At 37.7% G+C, this 20,155-nt stretch carries 22 protein-coding genes, 1 tRNA gene and 3 pseudogenes; 21 read left to right on the top strand and 5 right to left on the bottom strand.

Annotated elements, in window-relative coordinates; genetic code table 11:
- Positions 1 to 10: 10 nt before the first annotated feature.
- Positions 11 to 943, bottom strand: a complete 933-nt coding sequence (argC, locus tag ACFILY_RS02535; RefSeq protein WP_273791387.1) for an N-acetyl-gamma-glutamyl-phosphate reductase — start codon at positions 941 to 943, stop codon at positions 11 to 13.
- A gap of 324 nt (positions 944 to 1,267) precedes the next feature.
- Here argC and glyA point away from each other — a divergent pair, with 324 nt between their 5' ends.
- From glyA to nusB, 6 genes are all read left to right on the top strand, one after another.
- Positions 1,268 to 2,581: a serine hydroxymethyltransferase gene (glyA, locus tag ACFILY_RS02530; RefSeq protein WP_375631269.1), complete on the top strand. Its 1,314-nt coding sequence runs from the start codon at positions 1,268 to 1,270 to the stop codon at positions 2,579 to 2,581.
- Positions 2,582 to 2,592: 11 nt separating this feature from the next.
- Entirely contained in the window at positions 2,593 to 3,075 is a 483-nt protein-coding gene (nrdR, locus tag ACFILY_RS02525; protein ID WP_273791385.1) for a transcriptional regulator NrdR, read from the top strand.
- A complete protein-coding gene (gene ribD / locus ACFILY_RS02520) occupies positions 3,068 to 4,195 on the top strand; it encodes a bifunctional diaminohydroxyphosphoribosylaminopyrimidine deaminase/5-amino-6-(5-phosphoribosylamino)uracil reductase RibD (protein ID WP_375637482.1) in 1,128 nt (375 codons plus the stop codon). Before nrdR ends, ribD begins: the two co-directional genes overlap by 8 nt.
- The gene (locus ACFILY_RS02515) at positions 4,177 to 4,794 is read left to right on the top strand and encodes a riboflavin synthase (RefSeq protein ID WP_375637483.1); all 618 of its coding nucleotides are present in this window, start codon (positions 4,177 to 4,179) and stop codon (positions 4,792 to 4,794) included. The genes ribD and ACFILY_RS02515 overlap by 19 nt, the downstream gene beginning before the upstream one ends.
- A gap of 81 nt (positions 4,795 to 4,875) precedes the next feature.
- The gene (locus tag ACFILY_RS02510; RefSeq protein WP_375637484.1) at positions 4,876 to 5,331 is read left to right on the top strand and encodes a 6,7-dimethyl-8-ribityllumazine synthase; all 456 of its coding nucleotides are present in this window, start codon (positions 4,876 to 4,878) and stop codon (positions 5,329 to 5,331) included.
- A 2-nt stretch (positions 5,332 to 5,333) separates the two neighbouring features.
- Positions 5,334 to 5,804 (top strand): transcription antitermination factor NusB, encoded by a 471-nt coding sequence (nusB, locus tag ACFILY_RS02505; RefSeq protein ID WP_273791381.1) that lies wholly within the window; start codon positions 5,334 to 5,336, stop codon positions 5,802 to 5,804.
- 76 nt (positions 5,805 to 5,880) lie between these two features.
- On the opposite strand, the gene ACFILY_RS02500 is transcribed toward nusB, so the two are convergent.
- Positions 5,881 to 6,360, bottom strand: coding sequence for an outer membrane protein assembly factor BamE (locus ACFILY_RS02500; RefSeq protein ID WP_273791401.1), 480 nt, complete (start codon positions 6,358 to 6,360; stop codon positions 5,881 to 5,883).
- A gap of 221 nt (positions 6,361 to 6,581) precedes the next feature.
- On the opposite strand from ACFILY_RS02500, the gene ACFILY_RS02495 reads away from it, so the two are divergent.
- The 5 genes from ACFILY_RS02495 to ACFILY_RS02475 all read left to right on the top strand — a co-directional run bounded on the left by ACFILY_RS02495 (position 6,582) and on the right by ACFILY_RS02475 (position 10,471).
- Entirely contained in the window at positions 6,582 to 7,139 is a 558-nt protein-coding gene (locus ACFILY_RS02495) for a DUF177 domain-containing protein (RefSeq protein ID WP_273791380.1), read from the top strand.
- 145 nt (positions 7,140 to 7,284) lie between these two features.
- Positions 7,285 to 8,355 carry a phosphate acyltransferase PlsX gene (gene plsX / locus ACFILY_RS02490; RefSeq protein WP_375631272.1) on the top strand — a complete coding sequence of 357 codons (1,071 nt, stop codon included), beginning with the start codon at positions 7,285 to 7,287 and terminating at the stop codon, positions 8,353 to 8,355.
- A 49-nt stretch (positions 8,356 to 8,404) separates the two neighbouring features.
- Complete coding sequence (locus ACFILY_RS02485; RefSeq protein ID WP_273791378.1) at positions 8,405 to 9,379, top strand: beta-ketoacyl-ACP synthase III; 975 nt, start codon at positions 8,405 to 8,407, stop codon at positions 9,377 to 9,379.
- Between the two features lie 77 nt (positions 9,380 to 9,456).
- Positions 9,457 to 9,771, top strand: coding sequence for an integration host factor subunit alpha (locus ACFILY_RS02480; RefSeq protein ID WP_375637485.1), 315 nt, complete (start codon positions 9,457 to 9,459; stop codon positions 9,769 to 9,771).
- Positions 9,772 to 9,967: 196 nt separating this feature from the next.
- A complete protein-coding gene (locus ACFILY_RS02475; RefSeq protein ID WP_375637486.1) occupies positions 9,968 to 10,471 on the top strand; it encodes a MerR family transcriptional regulator in 504 nt (167 codons plus the stop codon).
- Positions 10,472 to 11,521: 1,050 nt separating this feature from the next.
- Here the strand turns inward: ACFILY_RS02475 and thrS are convergent.
- The 3 genes from thrS to ACFILY_RS02460 all read right to left on the bottom strand — a co-directional run bounded on the left by thrS (position 11,522) and on the right by ACFILY_RS02460 (position 14,389).
- Positions 11,522 to 13,498 carry a threonine--tRNA ligase gene (gene thrS, locus ACFILY_RS02470; RefSeq protein ID WP_375637487.1) on the bottom strand — a complete coding sequence of 659 codons (1,977 nt, stop codon included), beginning with the start codon at positions 13,496 to 13,498 and terminating at the stop codon, positions 11,522 to 11,524.
- Positions 13,499 to 13,609: 111 nt separating this feature from the next.
- Positions 13,610 to 13,960: a membrane protein insertion efficiency factor YidD gene (yidD, locus tag ACFILY_RS02465; RefSeq protein WP_273791374.1), complete on the bottom strand. Its 351-nt coding sequence runs from the start codon at positions 13,958 to 13,960 to the stop codon at positions 13,610 to 13,612.
- Positions 13,961 to 14,389: an iron-sulfur cluster assembly scaffold protein gene (locus tag ACFILY_RS02460; protein ID WP_273791373.1), complete on the bottom strand. Its 429-nt coding sequence runs from the start codon at positions 14,387 to 14,389 to the stop codon at positions 13,961 to 13,963. It abuts the gene before it with no gap.
- 125 nt (positions 14,390 to 14,514) lie between these two features.
- On the opposite strand from ACFILY_RS02460, the gene folE reads away from it, so the two are divergent.
- From folE to ACFILY_RS02410, 10 genes and pseudogenes are all read left to right on the top strand, one after another.
- Positions 14,515 to 15,126 (top strand): GTP cyclohydrolase I FolE, encoded by a 612-nt coding sequence (folE, locus tag ACFILY_RS02455; RefSeq protein WP_273791372.1) that lies wholly within the window; start codon positions 14,515 to 14,517, stop codon positions 15,124 to 15,126.
- Between the two features lie 137 nt (positions 15,127 to 15,263).
- A tRNA-Leu gene (locus ACFILY_RS02450) sits at positions 15,264 to 15,348 on the top strand.
- A gap of 193 nt (positions 15,349 to 15,541) precedes the next feature.
- The gene (locus ACFILY_RS02445; RefSeq protein WP_375637488.1) at positions 15,542 to 16,714 is read left to right on the top strand and encodes an alpha/beta hydrolase; all 1,173 of its coding nucleotides are present in this window, start codon (positions 15,542 to 15,544) and stop codon (positions 16,712 to 16,714) included.
- A 137-nt stretch (positions 16,715 to 16,851) separates the two neighbouring features.
- Entirely contained in the window at positions 16,852 to 17,358 is a 507-nt protein-coding gene (locus ACFILY_RS02440) for a hypothetical protein (RefSeq protein ID WP_273791370.1), read from the top strand.
- Positions 17,359 to 18,016: 658 nt separating this feature from the next.
- A pseudogene (locus ACFILY_RS02435) lies at positions 18,017 to 18,203 on the top strand (Arm DNA-binding domain-containing protein); the annotation flags it as partial.
- Positions 18,203 to 18,734: pseudogene (locus ACFILY_RS02430) on the top strand (hypothetical protein); the annotation flags it as partial. The pseudogenes ACFILY_RS02435 and ACFILY_RS02430, both read left to right, overlap by 1 nt.
- A 32-nt stretch (positions 18,735 to 18,766) precedes the next feature.
- Complete coding sequence (locus ACFILY_RS02425) at positions 18,767 to 19,192, top strand: hypothetical protein (RefSeq protein ID WP_375673258.1); 426 nt, start codon at positions 18,767 to 18,769, stop codon at positions 19,190 to 19,192.
- Positions 19,193 to 19,205: 13 nt separating this feature from the next.
- Complete coding sequence (locus ACFILY_RS02420) at positions 19,206 to 19,667, top strand: phage tail protein (protein WP_375664737.1); 462 nt, start codon at positions 19,206 to 19,208, stop codon at positions 19,665 to 19,667.
- A complete protein-coding gene (locus ACFILY_RS02415; RefSeq protein WP_375637870.1) occupies positions 19,664 to 19,918 on the top strand; it encodes a tail protein X in 255 nt (84 codons plus the stop codon). The genes ACFILY_RS02420 and ACFILY_RS02415 overlap by 4 nt, the downstream gene beginning before the upstream one ends.
- Positions 19,909 to 20,155, top strand: a pseudogene (locus ACFILY_RS02410) (late control protein); the annotation flags it as partial. The gene ACFILY_RS02415 and the pseudogene ACFILY_RS02410, both read left to right, overlap by 10 nt.

Below are 20,155 nucleotides of genomic sequence, written 5' to 3'. Positions count from 1 at the left end.
TTAAGGAGGTTTAGTCGCTTGAAAGCATTAAATCGAGGTTTTGTATAGCCGCAGCTGATGCGCCTTTTCCTAAATTATCGAATATGGCGCTGAGATTAAAAATACCTTCACGATCATTTCCAAATACGAACAGTTTCATATCATCTTTATTGGCTAAACACTCTGGATTAAGTCTTTGAAGTGAAGCAGTTTCTTCTTGTGATGCAACTAAAATGGTATTTTGTCCATCGTAATGGTTTGCGAGAATTTCGCGCAAATCAGAACAGTTTGCTGATTTTGTGAATAAATGGCGGTGCAGAGGAAGATTCACAATCATTCCCTGAGAAAAACGACCCACACTTGGTATAAAAAGTGGGGTTTGATTGATTTGTCCATAGATTTTGATTTCTGGCACATGTTTGTGTTCAAGATTAAGACCATAGATAAAATAATTGTCCTGAATATTTTGTTGAGATTGATTTTCCATTTGTAAAATCAACTGTTTCCCACCACCGGTATAGCCGGAGATTGCATTAATCGAGATGGGATAATAGGCGTCTAGTAGTCCTGCTTCACGGAGGGGGCGAATCAAACTAATGGCCCCGGTAGGGTAGCATCCGGGATTGGTTACATAATGTGCAGCTTGGATGCGCTTTCTTTGTCCTGCTGTCATTTCAGGAAAACCGTAAACCCAGTCTGGTGCAACACGGTGGGCTGTCGAGCTATCAATAATCCTAATGTTTTTATTTTTTTTAAGCCAATGAACTGTTTCGCGTGCAGCATCATCTGGAAGACACAAAATAGCAATATCGGCTTGATTAAGATAGTCTTGTCGCAGATGAACATTATGGCGATCTTTATGAGCTAGAGAGAGTAGTTTTAAATCTGTACGCCTTTCTAAGCGTTTTTGTATTTGTAATCCGGTTGTGCCATGTTCACCATCAATAAAAACTTTGGTTAGCATTCTTATTTGCCTTCGTATTAACTTTGCCTATTATATTCTGCTTTTCACATTATAAATTATTTCTAATCATTAAATTATTGAATTTCTTTAGATTATAGATATTTTTTATAAAAGGTGTAAACAAATTAAGAGTGTAAAAAAAAGAAATGTAATCTCATTTTGTACCATTCTTGAGAGGGAAGTTTTTCGCTGTTTTTATAACAAAGAATAAGATAAATATTTGCTTCATTATTTTTGAGTGTAAGTGGTTTAAAATGTTTGGTTTGCATGGTTTGCTGTGTTATCGTTTCTTGACTTTATTTTTTTATGTTAGGAATGTGTTTTATGACTCAGCAAGAAAATGACGCACAAAAGCGCTTTTTTAATGATAGTTTACAAACTGTTGATGGTGCAATTTTTGATGCAATTAGAGGGGAGTTTGAGCGTCAACAACATGAAATTGAACTGATTGCTTCAGAGAACATTGTTTCAAGAGCGGTTCTTGAAGCGCAGGGGTCTGTTTTAACTAATAAGTATGCAGAAGGTTATCCAAGAAACCGCTACTATGGTGGATGTCAATTTGTTGATGTCGTTGAAGATTTAGCCATTGAAAGGGCAAAACAGCTTTTCGGTGCTGCTTTTGCGAATGTACAGCCTAATTCTGGTAGCCAAATGAATCAAGCTGTCTTTTTAGCTTTACTGAAGCCTAATGACACATTTATGGGATTAGATTTAAATGCTGGTGGTCACCTTACGCATGGTTCATCTGTTAATATGTCAGGAAAATGGTTTGATGTTGTTTCCTATGGTGTACGTAGAGAAGATCAGATTATTGATATGGATGAAGTTGAGCAGCTGGCAAAAGAGCGTAAGCCCAAACTTATTATAGCGGGTGGTTCATCTTATCCACGGCTATGGGACTGGAAGCGATTCCGTGAAATTGCAGATGAGATTGGTGCTCATCTACTTGTTGATATGTCTCATATTGCTGGTCTTGTTGCTGGTGGCGTGCATCCTTCACCTGTTCCACATGCGCATATTGTAACAACAACAACACATAAGTCGCTTCGAGGTCCTCGTGGTGGTTTAATATTGACAAATGATGAGGCTTTATCCAAAAAAATTAATTCTGCAATTTTTCCTGGTCTTCAGGGTGGTCCTTTAATGCATGTGATTGCCGCAAAGGCTGTTGCGTTTGAGGAGGCTTTGCGTCCCTCTTTCAAGAGCTACAGTGCCAATGTTGTCGCTAATGCGAAAACTTTAGCAAAAACATTACAGAGTAATGGTTTTAATATTGTTTCTGGTGGTACAGATAATCATTTGTTGTTGGTTGATTTACGTTCCAAAAATCTAACAGGTAAACGTGCTGAATTGGCTTTGGGACGCGCTCATATTACCTGCAATAAAAATGGTATTCCTTTTGATTCTGAAACGCCATCTATAACATCGGGAATTCGTTTGGGATCACCTGCTACCACAACGCGTGGTTTTTTAGAAAAAGAGTTTATTCAAGTTGGTCATCTGATTTCAGAAGTTCTTGATGGTCTTCGGAGCGCAAAAAGTGATGAAGATAATCATGCTGTTGAAATGGCTGTTGAGAAAAAGGTAAAAGATATAACGAATCAATTTCCTCTTTACTCTTATCTTAGCACTCGTTAAGGATACAAAGGATGCGCTGTCCTTACTGCCAATATGAGGATACACAGGTTAAAGACTCACGTCCAGCAGAAGAGGGGGCAGTGATTCGCCGCCGTCGTGTGTGTTCCGTTTGTGGTGGTCGTTTTACAACTTTTGAACGTGTTCAGTTGCGCGAGCTCTTGGTTGCTAAAAAAAGTGGACGATGTGAACCCTTCGATCGTGATAAGTTAATGCGATCAGTTGATGTGGCTGTACGTAAGCGCAATATTGATCCTGATCATATTGAACGAGCAATTTCTGGCATTGTACGTCAGCTTGAAAGTTTGGGAGAACCAGAGATTTCTTCAGAAAAAATTGGACGTCTTGTGATGGAAGCATTGAAGAGAATTGATGATATTGCTTATATTCGTTTTGCTTCTGTGTATCGAGATTTTCGTAATGCAAGCGATTTTCACGATGTTATAGATGAATTGTCAAAGGGTATCGCGGATACAGAATCTCGTTTTGATGAATAAAAAAGTGCAAGATGAACGGTTTATGGCTGCAGCTATTCGTTTAGCAGAACGTCATGTCGGTCTTACAGGTGGGAATCCTTCTGTTGGTACGTTAATTGTGCAAAACGATAATGGTGCGGGAGCTTTTATTGTTGGCTATGGCGTAACAGCTATTCATGGGAGTCCTCATGCGGAAGTGCAAGCTTTACACATGGCAGGTTCTTTGGCTCAAGGAGCGACCGCTTACGTTACTTTAGAACCTTGTGCGCATTATGGAAAAACTTCGCCATGTGTGAATGCACTTATTGATTCAGGTGTTTCTCGAGTTGTTGTTGCGCTGACTGATTGTGACAAGCGTGTTGATGGTCATGGTATTGCTCTTTTACGAGCGGCGGGTATTGAAGTGGTTGAGGGCATTTTAGCTGAAGAGGCTTTTGAATCCTTATGGACGCATTGGTGCATAAGGAAGATACAACGCTGTGCGGTTACTTTTAAAATGGCAATTTCTGCCGATAATGGTGTTGGAAAAAGAGAGAAGGGCAGCGTAAAAATTAGTGGAACACTTTCTCATGCCCATACGCATATTCTACGTGCTCAAAATAATGCTATCCTCGTTGGTATTGGTACTATATTAGCAGATGATCCACAACTCAATTGCCGCTTACCAGGGATGGAGATGCGCTCACCAATTCGTATTATTTTGGATGCAGATTTATCTATCCCCCTTGATGCAAAAGTTGTCCAAACAGCCATAAAAATTCCTACATGGGTTATTTGTGATGTGGATCTTTCAAAGAAAAGCAAAAAAAATGCATTGGAGCAATATGGTGTGTCTGTTTATTTGGTCGAGATGAACAATGGTTGTGTAGAACCCTTTGCTCTTTTACAGATGCTTTATAAACATGGGATTAATAGTGTTTTATTGGAAGGGGGCGTCAAGACAGGGGAAAAATTTTTGAATGCTGGTTGTGTTGATCATTTGATATGTTTTCATACCCCCATTGTTTTAGGCAAAAATCGTATTGAAGCCCCTCATTTTGGAAATTATCTCTCGCAGTTTCATGAGATTGAGACAAGAATGTTTGGAAATGACCGTTTTTATAAATGGAGACGTAAGACATTATGTTCACAGGAATTATAACGGATATTGGTTGTGTTGAAGATGTTCAACCTTTAAAGCAGGGGATGCGTTTAAAGATTTCTACCCGCTATGCTATAGAAAGCTTAGCAATTGGCGCGTCAATTGCTTGTTCAGGAATTTGTCTGACAATTGTAGAACGAGGATTAAAACAAGAAGATTCCAATTGGTTTGTTGTCGAGGCGTGGGAAGAAACATTACGTTTAACGAATCTTGCACAATGGATAAAAGGAACTTTTGTTAATTTGGAACGTTCGCTTCGATTGGGTGATGAAATGGGAGGACATTTGGTTTCTGGTCATATTGATGGTTTGGCTGAAATCATTGATCAAAAAAATGAAGGGGATGCAATTCGTTTTTATTTAAAAGTTTCAGGACAATTTATGCCTTTCATTGTTAATAAGGGATCTATTGCTCTTAATGGGACATCTTTAACTGTTAATTGTGTTGAGGACTGTGTTTTTGATGTTCTTATTATTCGCCATACACTCGAAATGACAACGTGGGGACAAGCTAAAATTGGAGATCGGGTCAATTTGGAAATTGATCAACTTGCTCGTTATGCTGCAAAAATTTTAGCTTTAAAAAGAGAAGATGAATAAGCCAAAACTTTCTTGATCGTTTTCAGAATTTTATGCTTTATAACCCTGATTTTTTTGATTCGTTTTTTGTGGAATTCCATTATGATGAAAGAGATACGTAAAAAGCCTCACGTATTGATTGTTGAAGCACGTTTTTATGAGGGGATTTCTGATGCGCTTTTGAGAGGTGCAGTGAATACTTTGCAAAAAGCTGAAGCAAGTTATGATGTTGTAACGGTTCCTGGAGCATTAGAAATACCAAGTGCAATAGCTTTTGCTGAAAAAAATAAGATATCGTATGATGGTTATGTTGCTCTTGGTTGTGTTATTCGGGGTGAAACATATCACTTTGAAATTGTTGCTAATGATTCTTGTCGTGCATTGATGGATTTAACTGTTCATCAGAACTTGGCTATTGGAAATGGTATTTTGACTGTTGAAAATGAAGAACAAGCATGGGTGCGTGCAAAACTAGATGATAAAAATAAAGGTGGTTTTGCGGCTGAAGCTGCTTTATGTATGATCGCTCTAAAAAAGAGATTTGGAGATAATCGTTAAATATGGCTGATATAAAAAGCAGACATTTTCCGCGTTCAGCCAATAAACGTGGAGCAGCAAGACTCGCTGCAGTTCAAGCACTCTATCAAATGGATATCGTGGGTTCGGGGGTGTTGGAAACGGCAGCTGAGTATGAGGCTTATCGCTTGGGAAAAGATATTGATGGAGAGCAGTATCTTGAAGCTGATTTTCAATGGTTTTTGGCGATTATAACGGGTGTTGTAAAAGATCAAAAGCAGCTTGATCCTCTGCTTCATCAACAGCTTTCAGCAGAGTGGTCTCTTTCACGTCTTGATTCTATATTGCGAGCAATTTTACGAGCAGGTTTATGGGAGTTGATCAACCGTAAAGATGTCCCCGTTGCGGTTGTCATGAATGAATATGTTGACATAGCAAAGGCGTTTTTTGAAGGTGATGAACCGAAACTTGTTAATGCAGTTCTCGACAGTATGGCAAAAAAAGTTCGCCTCTAAGAGCTACAAATTCCCCTATTATTAGGTCTGATAGTATCAGACCTATAATATTGAAACGGTATGTAGACTATATGATTTAGTTATGGCGTGGCAAATTCGCAGGGCCTTTTATAATTTGAATTAAGAAAGGATGTTCTTTTGTTACAGTTGGCGTTGTTTGTGTAATAAAATCAAACACTTGACCGTCTTGTAATCCGTAATTTGCAACTTTTGCAACCTGATTATTTTTATTGAAGTAAATGGCTAAAACTTTGCGATCAATAATCTTTGTTTTCATAAACTGCATCCCACGATAACGTGTCTGTGAGATGTAATAAAAAACTTCATTATCATATTTTGTTTTTAATGAAGGGGTCCCTAAAGTTAAAAGAACTTGCTCTTGACTTGAGCCAATAGAGATAGAACTTAAAGCATTTTTATCAAGAACATAGCCCTCTCTATAAATTTGGCTCGAACCTGAAGAATCAAGAAGACTACACCCAGCAAGCATTCCTATGCTTGCTATTGATAGACCAATTAATAATTTACGTTTGATTAAGGCTATTATGTGAGGCATTTGAAACAATGATATCTCCTTTTTATACTGAGATGTAGGACAAGAAGGCAACCTCAAGTTTTTTCTAATTTTAACTTAATCTACCGTAGCTTACACTGAGTTTCCTTGTTATAAAGCAAATTATGCCATATAGAATTTCTTTAGAAAAGAAAAAAATGCATAAATACTTGAGATAAATAAAAACACAGTGCTTTATGCGTTTTTATGTTTGGGAGTTGTCAATGAATGTTCAAAATGTTCCTCAAATGACATTTGCTTTGGCTTATCCAATATCCGTACGTTCTCTACCTGCTAAAGGTATAAGGGTTCATCTTTGTGCAAATAAAAAAGAATGTACACATTTAGCCCAGAACCATAATTTAATTGAAGTAAAATCTTGTGAGGGAAAATTCCATATTTTCCCGTGGAAAAAACGCGGAGTGCGTATAAAAGGTCTATTGCAAGCGCGTATACTGCAGTTATGTGTTGTTACATTAGAACCATTAGAAAATATCCTTTGTGAAAATATTGAGGTTGTTTTTGTTCCTGAAGATTCAAATTTGATGAAGCCTAAAATATCAGAGGATACAGGAGAATTGTTTTTAGATGTGGAGGGGCTTGATACTCCTGAAGTGTTTTATGATGATAAAATTGATATTGGTGCAATCATGGAAGAGTTTTTTGAGTTGTCTATTAATCATTATCCACGTAAAGAGGGGATACAGATGAATATGGTTGAAAATTTAGAAGAAGCAGAGCAAAAATTCTCTCCATTTTCTGTTTTGAAAAATTGGAAGTGATTGTAAAAACATACAAAAAATATCTATTTGTATGCTAAACGGCATTTCTGCGGAGCGATATTTTCGCAAGATGTGCTGTGTGAGTGTTCAGGAGCCAAAAATCATAATATGTATTTAAAAATGAAAAGATGTGGGATATGCAAGCGTGATTAGAATTTCTGTGGATGTCATGGGCGGTGATTACGGTCCAGAAGCAGCTATTGCAGGAGCAGCAATTGTACAAAAATATTTATCAAATATTTATTTTCTGTTTTATGGAGTAGAGGAGGCTGTTCGTCCGGTTTTAAAAAAATATCCCTGTTTGGATTCTGTATCGCGCTTTTGCCCTACAGAAAGTTATACACGCATGGATGAAAAGCCAAGCCAAGCACTTCGTAATGGACGTGGTAAATCATCAATGTGGTACGCCATTGAAGCGGTAAAAAATGGTGAAGCTGATGCTTGCATTTCTGCTGGTAATACGGGTGCACTTATGGCCATGTCGTATTTTTGTTTGAAAATGCTTGCAGAGGCTGAGCGTCCTGGTATTGCGGGTATCTGGCCAACACTGCGCAGTGAGAGTATCGTTTTAGATATTGGAGCAACAATAGGTGCCTCGGCTAGTCAGTTGGTTGATTTGGCGGTTATGGGAGCGGGTATGTTTCGCGCTTTATATCACACTGAAAGACCAAGTGTTGGGCTTTTAAATGTGGGGGTGGAAGAGGTTAAAGGACTTTATGAAATAAAAAAAGCAGGAATGATATTGCGTGAAGTGCAATTAGAAGGATTGGAATATAAAGGATTTGTTGAGGGCAATGACATTGGAAAAGGAACGGTCGATGTTGTTGTGACAGAGGGGTTTTCTGGTAATATTGCTTTAAAAACCGCAGAAGGAACTGCGCGACAGATAGGGGAGATTTTAAACTCTGCACTGCGCAGTTCTTTTTTAACATCTCTTGGTTATTTTTTATCGCGAGGTGCTTTTCGTATACTGAAACATAAAATGGATCCCGATAGGGTGAATGGAGGAGTGCTTTTAGGTTTGAATGGTGTTGTTATAAAAAGTCATGGCAGTGCCAATGCTAATGGTTTTGCTTCTGCTATCCGCGTTGGTTATGAAATGGTTAATAATGGACTTTTAAAAAAAATAACGGCTGATTTACGGCGGTTTCATGAGAATAAAGAAACACTTCTTGACCAAGAAGATGAAGTGGTGATGAATGGAGAGTCCTTATGATAAGCTCTTATAATAGAAATGAAAAATTTGAAGAAAAGGTAAGAGCTGAATGATTCGCTCAATTATACGTGGTGTAGGAAGTGCTTTGCCAAAAAGAAGTTTATCAAATGATGAGATTGCAAAGTTTGTTGAAACGTCAGATTCATGGATTGTTCAGCGTACAGGAATACGCCAACGTTATATTGCCAGTGAAAATGAAACAACTGTTTCTTTAGGAGTTGAGGCTGCGCAAGCCGCCCTTATAAATGCTGGTCTTACAATAAAAGACATTGATTGTATTATTTTAGCAACGTCCACCCCGAATCGTACTTTTCCTGCTTCTGCTGTTGAAATTCAGCATGCTTTGGGAATGAGCCATGGATTTGCTTTTGATATTCAAGCTGTTTGTTCTGGTTTTATTTTTGCTTTAACAACAGGAGATTCTTATTTACGATGTGGAGCGGCTAAAAGAATTTTAGTTATTGGATCCGATACATTTTCTCGAATTTTAGATTGGGAAGATCGTACGACATGTGTTTTGTTTGGTGATGGTGCGGGTGCCGCTATTTTGGAAGCTCAAGAAATTGAGGGGACTATTGCTTTTGAGCGTGGTATATTGTCTGCAAAACTGCGCTCTAATGGTGCTTATATAGATAAGCTATATGTTGATGGTGGACCTTCAACAACACAAACGACAGGCTATTTGCGTATGGAAGGACGAGAAGTTTTTAAATATGCTGTTGGTATGATAACGGATGTGGTTGATGATTGTTTTGCAGCTGCAGGTATGGATTCTTCACAACTAGATTGGTTTGTACCTCATCAGGCTAATAAGCGCATTATTGAAGCATCTGCTAAAAAGTTGGGAATTTCACTAGATAAAGTTGTGATTACCGTTGATCAACATGGTAATACGTCTGCCGCATCAGTTCCGTTGGCTTTAACAACAGCTGTTTGCGATGGAAAAATAAAAGAAGGAGATCTTATCATGTTAGAAGCCATGGGAGGTGGATTTACATGGGGAGCAATTCTTATTCGTTGGTAAATTATGGCTACTTGACCATATTTCAAGAAAACGTATAAGTCATTTTGTAATTTTAAATATTTTAATAGGTGGTTATAATGACAAGTAAGACAGTAACGCGTGCAGATTTAGCGAGCGTAGTTTGTAAAAGAGTGGGCTTGTCACATACTGAATCAGCAGCTTTAGTCGAATTGGTTTTGGATGAGATTTGCAACTCACTTGTAAGAGGTGAAGCGGTTAAATTATCTTCTTTTGCAACTTTTCAGGTTCGCAGTAAAAATGAACGTGTTGGACGCAATCCAAAAACAGGTGTTGAAGCACCTATTCCGCCGCGACGTGTTGTGACGTTTAAGGCTGCCAATGTCCTTAAACAGAGAATTTTAGATTCGCATCGTGTAAAACAGAAAAAATGATATCTCATAAATAAATGCCATGGTATGTTTGGTATTTGTTAAAAAAATGTATAAAATAAGGGTCTTTGTTTTTTAGAAAAAGACTATTGAGTAAGTTGTCAATGATGGTCTTATTTTTGACTAATCTTGTTGAGAAATTGAGACAGAATGAGTCATTGTGAAGTAATTTATTTTGTTTTAAATAAGGTGTTGCAAAATGGATAAAAGCTCTGATGCTTTTCGCACAATTAGCGAAGTAGCGGAGTTATTGGAGCTTCCGCAGCATGTCTTAAGATTCTGGGAAACACGTTTTAGGCAGATTAAACCAATGAAACGTGGGGGAGGAAGGCGCTATTATCGCCCTGTCGATGTTGATTTGCTCAATGGTATTAAGCAGTTACTATATGATCAGGGTTATACGATAAAAGGTGTGCAACGCCTTTTGAAAGAAAATGGTGTTGCTTTTGTGACTGCATTTGGTAATGGTGATCTTGATGCTATGAATGTGGTCATAGAAAAGAAACATGCAGGACAAACTTCTGAAAATGCTAGCAATAAGCCTAAGAAATCTTCTTTTGGGCTTTTAAGTTTCATGAGGAATGAAGGAGAAACATCTGTCGGTTCTGTGAATCTTTACAAAGATAAAACTGATAAAGCATTGTTGCAAGAAATCCTGTTTGAACTCATTGAATGTAAGCGTATTCTTGATAGAGCACGATAATAATAATATTTTTTTATTTTATATGTGTTTCGTAGATATTTAGACGTTTTATGGATATGCTCAGAGTTTAATACGTTCAACGAGTGGTCATGTATCGTATATGTATATTTAACGAGTTTTTTATAAGAGTTTTTAATTTGGTAAAATATGAAGAGGAGAAAGAATAAACGCTGAGTTTTGCCATTTTTCTTTGATTTAGCTTTATAAAAATTAAGGCAATATCTCATCAGTGTAGATTGCGGGATGTATAATGCCATTGGCTTACCAATTCATGTGCTTGTTTTAAAGAGATGTTTCTTAAGGCTTCTTAATCTTATTTTACTATAATGCCTTGTGAATGATTAATGGTAAACTCGTTGAGTACTGCTATTTTTACATTTATAAAGAAGCAAGTCAGCATCATCATTATAGTTATAGTCGGTCCTCAATGATTGCAACAATCCTTAGCACTTTAGGCGGTTCATTGTGGGCATTTTAAAAGTTCTTTCTCAATAACTTTTATCCACACACTCATTCTGCTTGTTTCGTGCAAGCAAATGATTTTGATAGATTCAACATAAACATATTTAAAACGAGAGAAGCTTATGATATTCGAAACCTTATTTAATATGAATAACGATATATTACCATTATAAATCAATATCTTGTCTTTTTATAAGAGCTTATCTTACGAATAAGACATATCATTGTTCAGCTAATTTTACATATTTTTTATTAATAAATATAATCTTGTTTTCAGCCTTCTTGCTTGATGTTGCTATAATTATCGTAATGATCTATCCATGATAGTAGCAGCATCTTTTCATTATAAAAGTAAAAGATTAATGTTATTATTAATATTCAATTGTCTATGTTGTTTGCATTTAAACAGCTCATAGCTTACATTCAACTTTTTCACCAAACCACCTTGTAGAGAGAGCACGTGATTCTTTCTGGTGATAGGTAGTTGTGCATGAAACAAAAACACACTACAATATCAAATCATTTCATTTTGTACAAAAATTGAAGATTTATAGTAAAAAAATTAACGTATTACCATCTTCTGTGATATTATGCATTTATTACACGTTGCAAATCTGGAGGTGTTGCCTCATTTGAGAGTTGTTTAATTGCATCTTCTACAGATAAAAGGGTTTGATTTGTACTTCCTAAGCGGCGCATATTTACGCTGTTTGTTTCAGCTTCACGTTTGCCACATACCAAAATTACGGGAACTTTTTGTAAAGAATGTTCTCGTATTTTATAGTTAATTTTTTCATTGCGGAGATCTATTGTTGCGGAAAGCCCAATAGCTTTAAGTTTTGCTGTTATTTTTTTGGCATATTCATTTGCTTCGGATGTAATTGTTGCAACAACAATTTGTTCAGGAGAAAGCCAAAGTGGCATATGTCCAGCAAAATTTTCGATTAATATACCAAGAAAACGCTCCATTGATCCAAAAATAGCACGGTGGATCATAACAGGTTGACGTTTTTCTGAATCTTTATCAATATAGAATGCACCAAAACGTTCAGGAAGATTAAAGTCTATTTGTGTTGTTCCACATTGCCATTCACGACCGATAGCATCCTTTAATGTATATTCAAATTTTGGACCATAAAATGCTCCTTCACCCGGAAGGATGCTTGTTTTGATTTGTCCTGCAAATTTTGTTTCAATCGTTTTAAGGACAGATTCCATGATACTTTCTGCATGATCCCATAATGCATCAGATCCAACTCGTTTTTCTGGACGTGTTGAAAGCTTAAGACTAATTTCTTTAAAACCAAAATCAGCATAAGTTGATAAAATAAGATCATTAATACTGAGACATTCATCGGCTAATTGTTCATCAGTACAAAAAATATGCGCATCATCTTGTGTAAAACCACGCACACGCATAAGACCATGTAAAGAGCCTGAAGGCTCATAACGATGAACAAGTCCAAATTCAGCAAGTCTAATAGGCAAATCACGATAAGATTTTAAACCATGTTTAAAAATTTGAACATGACCAGGGCAATTCATTGGTTTAAGGGCATAAACATTCCCATGATCTGAATCTTCTGCTGCTGGAATTACTTTGAACATATTCTCCTTATACCAGCCCCAATGACCAGATATTTCCCAGAGTGACCTATCGAGAACTTGTGGTGCATTAACTTCAGCATATTGATGATCATCAAGGCGTCTACGCATATAGCTGATTAAATTTTGGAACATTTTCCAACCTTTTTTGTGCCAAAAAATCATTCCTGGCCCTTCTTCTTGAAAGTGAAATAAGTCCATCTCACGTCCCAAGCGGCGATGATCACGTTTTTCAGCTTCTTCTAGCATATGGAGGTAGGCTTTTAAGTCATTTTCATTTGCAAATGCTGTTCCATAAATTCTCGTGAGCATTGGATTATTGGCATCGCCACGCCAATAAGCTCCTGCAACTTTCATTAATTTGAAAGCATTCCCAATTTGCCCTGTAGATTGCATGTGCGGTCCGCGACAAAGATCAAACCACTCCCCTTGATAATAAACTTTTAAATCTTGATTTTCAGGAATGCTATCAATAAGTTCAACTTTATAAAATTCCTTTTTCTCAGAAAAAATTTTTCTCGCTTTTTCACGAGACCAAATTTCTTTTCTAATAGGTTTATTGCGTTGGATAATTTCACGCATTTTCTTTTCAATAATAGTGAGATCATCTAATGTAAAAGGTTGTTGGCGTGCAAAATCATAATAGAATCCATTCTCAATAACAGGACCTATTGTTACTTGCGTTTCAGGAAAGAGTTCTTGTACTGCTTCAGCAAGGACATGGGCGCAATCATGCCTTATGAGCTCAAGAGCGCGTGAATCTTCTCGGGTAATAATCTCTACTTGACCAGATTGTCCCAATGGATCCGATAAGTCTCGCGTGATACCATCAAGACTATAGGCGACTGCTTTTTTTGCAAGTGATTTAGAAATAGATTCTGCTAATTCCAAGCCTGTCATTTCGGCGGGGTAATTACGTTTTGAACCATCGGGAAAAAAAAGAGAAATAGAGCAAGACATAAAAACACCCTTTTAATCCAATTCCGCTAACGATTGCGGATGGTTTCGTGAAAATTGAGTAAAAAGCTTATAGACTGATTTTTTATCAATACATATGAAAAAAGAAAAGGATTATTTGTTGTGTTTGTCAGAAATTTTCCAGTAACGCCAAGGTTTATAAAAACAGCAAGAATTTCCAAGCGAAATAGGTACTGGATCAAAGCCATCTGTTCCAAAGGGCCCACAACGCATGATACGAAAGAGTCCCATCCATGCACCAGCCCAAAGCCCATGGCGTGCAATCGCTTCATATATATATTCTGAACAAGTCGGGGCATGGCGACACTGATTGCCTATAAGGCTCGAAAGTGTTATTTGATAGAAACGTATTAAGAAAATTCCCAATAATCGTCCGGGTGTTTTTTGCCAAGTGCCTGTGTAATTTCGAGTCAATTTTTTTTGTTGAGATTGTGATTTGAACATTTATTTTTCTTCAATTTGTTGAATGCAATCTATCGTTGCATCAAAGGGTAGTAGTGTTGCTGTATGGCGCACTTTATAGTCTTTAATGGGCTGTAAGCAAGAAAAATCCTCAAATGGAGCTTGAGGAGAAGGACCATTTTGCGTTAGCATTTTGTAGATAACTTCACGCAATATTTTAAGATCTTGTGTTGTTTGTCCGATGATATGAGATGCTAAAAGTGAAGCCGAAGCTTGCCCTAGCACACATGCATGTATTTCGTGAGCAAAATCCGTAATAATACCATTTTCCACTTTTAAATCTACAGTGATTGTCGAGCCACAAAGATGTGCATGTTTTCTTGATGTTGCATCAGGATTATTAAGACGCCCAATTTTGCCTATATGTGCAGCATATTTAAGTATTTTATCATTATAGATATTATCAATCATGCACTATTGCCTGAAATTTTAAGAGTCGTGATTGTTTAAACTTTTAATTCGCTTATATAGAGATTATACAAAATGAAATAGGTATGGAGCAAATGCTTTGTATAGAGTAAGCTTGGAGTTTTTGAATGCGTAATGTTGTTAAAGAAGACGCAAATTTATCTGAAGAAAAGCGTCCGAGTATTGAAGAGGTGGAAGAAGCGATTCGTACATTACTCTTATGGATAGGGGAAAATCCAAATAGAGAAGGGCTTTTAGATACTCCAAAACGTATAGCCAAGGCATATCGCGAGCTTTTTAATGGTTATAGTCAATCTGTTAAAGAAACCTTAGGTACAGTTTTTGAAGAGGTTTCAGGATATAATGAATCCGTAATCGTAAAGAATATACCTTTTTATTCACACTGTGAGCATCATATGATTCCAATTATTGGGAAAGCACATATAGCATATCTTCCTAATGAGAAAATTGTTGGTCTTTCAAAAATTGTACGTGTTGTAGATATTTTTTCTCGTCGTTTACAAACTCAAGAAGCTATGACAGCGCAAGTGGCTCACGCGTTAAAAACGTATCTGAAGCCTCATGGTTTAGCAGTATTGATTGAGGCTGAGCACATGTGTATGGCTATGAGAGGAATCCAAAAACAGGGCTCTACAACAATTACAAAAAACTTTCATGGTTATTATGAAAAAGATCAAGCGGCACAAACACATTTTATGATGATGGTTCAAAGGTCATAGTAGAGCCCATATTTCTCGTAATCTCTATTAAGTTATAAGTCGTCTGAATAAAATAAATTATGAGAAAAAGAAAATTGGCTTGTACCTTTCTTTATGATTTGTTAAAGGCTAAAAACCAAGGTTTTTTCTTTCCACGTGCGGTCGTGGCGGAATTGGTAGACGCGCAGCGTTGAGGTCGCTGTGGGGCAACCCGTGGAAGTTCGAGTCTTCTCGACCGCACCAGTTAGCAGTGAGTCTCTCTATAATGAGATGAAGTTATGTTAGAGAGAGGGGATTTATACGTATTATAGAAAAATCTTTTTTGTATGTTATTTGTTGGTGTGTTTCTAAGAATGTTTCGTTTTTTATTACTTTATCTATGCATTTGAAATGTTATATTTTTATAAGGTGGGGTGAAATTGCAGTGAGAAGTATAATGATTCTGAGATATTTAACACTTCTTATTTGTGTTTCTTTATTGCCAGCATGTAGTGATTCACGTGCTGTACTTTGGCATGGGGTGCATGCAACACCTTCTATGACTGCCGTAGAAAGGGAAGTTGGAGGGAAACCAGTTTCTCCAAAAGCCATCGTTCCAGTGTATGTTGCAACAAGTCGTATGATGCAAAATAATTACGCTCAACCTTATGGTGCAGAGCGATCAAATAAAGTTCATTATAATCGCGTTGACGTAGGAATTCCTCAGCAACATGTAAAGGGAGTTGTTGAAATAAATGCGTATAAACCTACACATGATAAGTATTTTGCAGCAGTAGCATTGCAAAAATACGATAATAAAGAACAGTTTAAACAGCAATTAAATGCTGCTTTAGCAAAAAAGCCAAAAGGAAAAAGAGAAATTTTTCTTTTTATCCATGGGTATAATAATAATTTTGCAGATGGTACATTTCGTACAGCACAGTTTACACACGATTATTCTTTAAATGTTGTCGCTGTGCATTATTCTTGGCCTTCTGCCGGATCTGTTCCTCTTTATATTTATGATCGTGATAGTGCTAATTTTGCCCGTGACGGATTGATAGAGCTTTTAACGCTTATTAGTGAAACCAATGCTGATCAAATTTCGGTTATTGCACATTCTATGGGCAATTTTGTTATAATGGAAGCATTTAGAACATTAGCTTTACAGGGAAAATATAGGCCTATTCGTCGTATTACAAGTTTATTAATGGCTGCACCCGATATTGATGTTGATGTATTTGAGCGCCAACTTAATGATATAAAAAAACTCCCGCAGCCAACAGCTATTTTAGTATCCAGAACGGATAAAGCTCTCGCGGTTTCAGGACGTCTTACGGGTGGACATCATCGTGTGGGCGATGGCTCAGATATTGAAATGTTGCGTAAAAATGGAATAGCTGTTCTTGATTTCTCTCATGTGGATGGGGGAGCACACAATGTCTTTGCATCTTCACCAACGTTGATGGCTCTTTCTCGAGAAGGTTCTTTGGCTTCCACAATTATGCAAGGTACAGAATTGTCACCTAGTCAAGCCCTTCTTGCTGATGGTAGTAGTGTGTTGGAGAAAACAACACATCTTATCCTTTATACACCTGTACGTTTTCTCTCTCCACGGATTCCACGTTGATAGTGAAAAGAGAGAAGGAGCTCCATCAAATAATGTATTGGAGGTAATGTTTTTTAGCACTTTCTTTAGAATGGTTTTGTAAAATGAAAAATAAATAGCGGGATGAATGTAAAAAACAGTCATTAGGTGAGTTTGTGATGATCACACGGAAACGCTATGTTAATACGCCTACAGTTGTTGATTATTTATCTCATTCCGCAATTAAGTTGTTAGACATTCATGCTATGCTTGTGAAGGTGAGAAAAGGTGATATGGGGGAAAAACCAAATTTATTGCGTCAAATTGATTCTACAAAAAAACAGTTAGATGAGATAAGCCATGCTCTTATTTTAGAATATCGTAAACGCCAAGAAAATGAGCGTTTTTTAAAACAAATTCTGCTATCCATTTCTGATCAACTTTTTGCACTTAATAATGGTTTTAAGGAAACAGGGCGTCTTTTTTTTCAAGAAGTTAGAATACTTCAATCTCAGATGCAATGTTTATATGAGGGAAAGGAGAGGCTGCATTTGTTGAATAGCCAAGAATCTTTTTGTTCTCCGTCAAAGATTGATGAGGTCATTAAACAGTTACAAAAAGCACGAGAAAAGCTTATTCTTGAAAGCCCACATCTCTTTGAAAAAAGCACAAAAGCTAAACAATAAAAGTTCTTTAGTTGAGCAGATAGATAATTTGAATTTTACAGCAAACAACGCTGTTAGATAGAAGGCTATAACCTTTTTAAAGAAAAGAATTTGCTTTAAAAAATGAAACACATGTATTTTATAATCACACTCTTTATCGCATTAAAGCTTTAGAAGACTTTGGTTATATCTTTGCTAAAGTTAAGGCTGATGAATCAGGTGGCTTTATTGAAGAAAATGTTTGTGAAAAGAATTTACAAAAAACTTTCTGATTCTTTTAATAATAGCTCGCCGGATAATTTTGCCAATGTTATGAAGTTGTTAGTATATTCATTAGAAACTTAAACTTTAATATTTTCCTTGGTATAAATTAGCTGAATTTAAAGCATTAAAAAAGAAGTTTGATAAAAATAACATGTTTTGTAAATTCACGTTCATCTCTACCTTCTCTTGGATTTAAAAACACTCGGAAAATGAATAAGCTACACGTAATTAAAAAATATATGGTACCCCCAGAGGGTGGAGCGGGCTTTTGCAACAAGATTCAAGTTATGTAAATATGTGCAAGAGCTATTGATGCAGATAATTTTTTATGTTCCAATAAAAAATTAAGTATTAAAGAAAAAATCTCAAATCAGAAATTAAAGGTGATCTAAGAGGTGGACGAGAGGGGCGTTAAGTGAGGGCTATTCATTGGTTATCAGCATCATTCGTCAAGTCATCTTCACAGGGTAAATTATTGAGATGGGGCAGGGCTATGGTTGAATGTTCTAAAAGACAATACACGCTCTTGGTTTTTTCGCTATACGCACCACAATAAGCGCCGTGAAATGGGACTTGGTCCTGTTACGAAACTCTATTTAAAAAATTAGATGCCATACCAGCCGATCAAGAAGCGGCTGCTTTAATACGCTTACAGATTGAAAATTGTTGTGCGCCTGACATTGCAGTGTTGCGTTTTGCTTGTGTGGATGATTTAAAAAATCAATCGGATTATCAACGAAGTCAAGCTGCTTTTAATTGGTGTGAGGGGCGCTTAAAACCTCTTCATATTGGGCTTGACCGACGGCGCCAACATGTTTTTGGTGTTGATCTTGCCAGATCGGGCGATGCGACGTCGATTGTGGTGATGGAAGTGGGACAAGATTTGGTGCGCCGTGTTCGGTTTATGGTGGAATTGCGCAATACGCCGTTTGACCAACAAAGAGAAATTTTATTTTATGTGGTGAATAGTTTGCCGCGTTTGTTGGGGGGCGCTTTGGATGCACGGGGCAATGGGGCTTATTTAGCCGAAAAGATGGCGCAGCATTATGGGGGGGCTTGTGAAGGAAGTACAATTGTCGCAAAGTTGGTATGGCAAAGAAATGCCGGCTTATTTAGAAGCTTTTGGGGATGGGCTAAACAAAGCTTTTCCAACTTTTGGCAATGGTTGAAGAGTTTTTTTACACAGGAAAAGCTCTCGGATGCTGCCAAGGCTGGTATGGAACAAGCGGGCGAAGATCTGGCTAATTCGATTGTCGATGGCTTTATGTCGTCTATCTCACAATTGATGGATTATTGTAAATCTTTGCCTAGCCGCATTAAGGGGTGGATTGGTTCCATTGATGTAAGAGAGTTTTTGCCAAGTTTTTTGGGGGGTAAAACAGCCATCCAACCCATCGTGCAATTTGCGGGGGCTTCTCCTGTAAATTCATCTGCGAGAGAGCAAAGAGACAAAGACCGTTCCCCCATCACACACAATCAAAATGTCACAGTGCATGTTAATGGGGCGCGTGAACCCATGGCCACTGGTCGTGCGGTTGCCCATGCTTTGCAACGGGCACGCGCTAATGCGCTGCATGGCGGGACAGAATGAGGGGAGGGAGCCTATGAGAGATCCTTTGATGATGTTAGGACCGCATCAATTTTATGTGGATTGGCTGAATTTCCAATCTTTTGAAGAAGAGTTTTCTGCCTCATGGGTTTGTATGGAGCGTTTTGGCAAGGCACCCAGTTTGCAATTTACCGGCTATGGCAATGATGCAAAGACCATTCATGGAGTTTGGTTTCCAGAAGAATTTGGTGACCGTGTAGCCATTGATGCCATCACTACAACTATCCGAAGAGCAAAGCCGGTCCAGATGCTTCATTGGATCAATGATACCACCTATAGTGTCCTTCTCCATGGACCCGTAGTAATCACCACGATCAATAAAGACCATGACTATATCAGTCGCTCTGGTCAATCCCAGCGCATCCGCTATTCCATTACGCTCTTGCCCTTTTTTAATGGCGGAAAACCACAAGGACAATACCAAGAGGGACAAATCCAAGTGGGACAAACTCTATGAAGATACCAGAAAAGCATGTTATTGTAGAGCTAGAGGATATGAGCCTCGATCTCCTTTGCTTTCACCATGTCATGGCAGTGTTCAGAGACCGGAGGCAAGTTGGGGCACTAAACGGTTATTTAGAAGCCACACTGGAAGCTAATCCAGAGATTGCCAAATATGGTGTGTTTTTACCGTGGGGCTTAACGGTTATTTTGCCTGAATTTGTGTTGTCTAATCCCCAAAGCATGGTGAAGCGGTTATGGGATTAATGCGTACACACCCTTTTATTGTGGTCAAGGTGGGAGACAAACCTGTTCATGAGGTTTTTTACCAGCGTCTTTTAACCGCAACGATTACGGACCATGCCGGGAATGAAGCCGATACATTTGAAGCAGAGTTTGACGATAGTGGCAATGATTTAGAGGTTTCCTCAAGCAACAGCACTCTGCAAGTGATTTTTGGCTATGAGAACAGCATCAGTGCCTTTATGGGGCGTTTTGTTGTCG

The sequence above is a fragment of the Bartonella sp. CL25QHWL genome, assembly GCF_042195335.1.
Taxonomy (GTDB): domain Bacteria; phylum Pseudomonadota; class Alphaproteobacteria; order Rhizobiales; family Rhizobiaceae; genus Bartonella.
The sequence above is the reverse complement of the archived record's forward strand: the minus strand, read 5'-3'. Positions and strand labels throughout refer to the sequence as shown.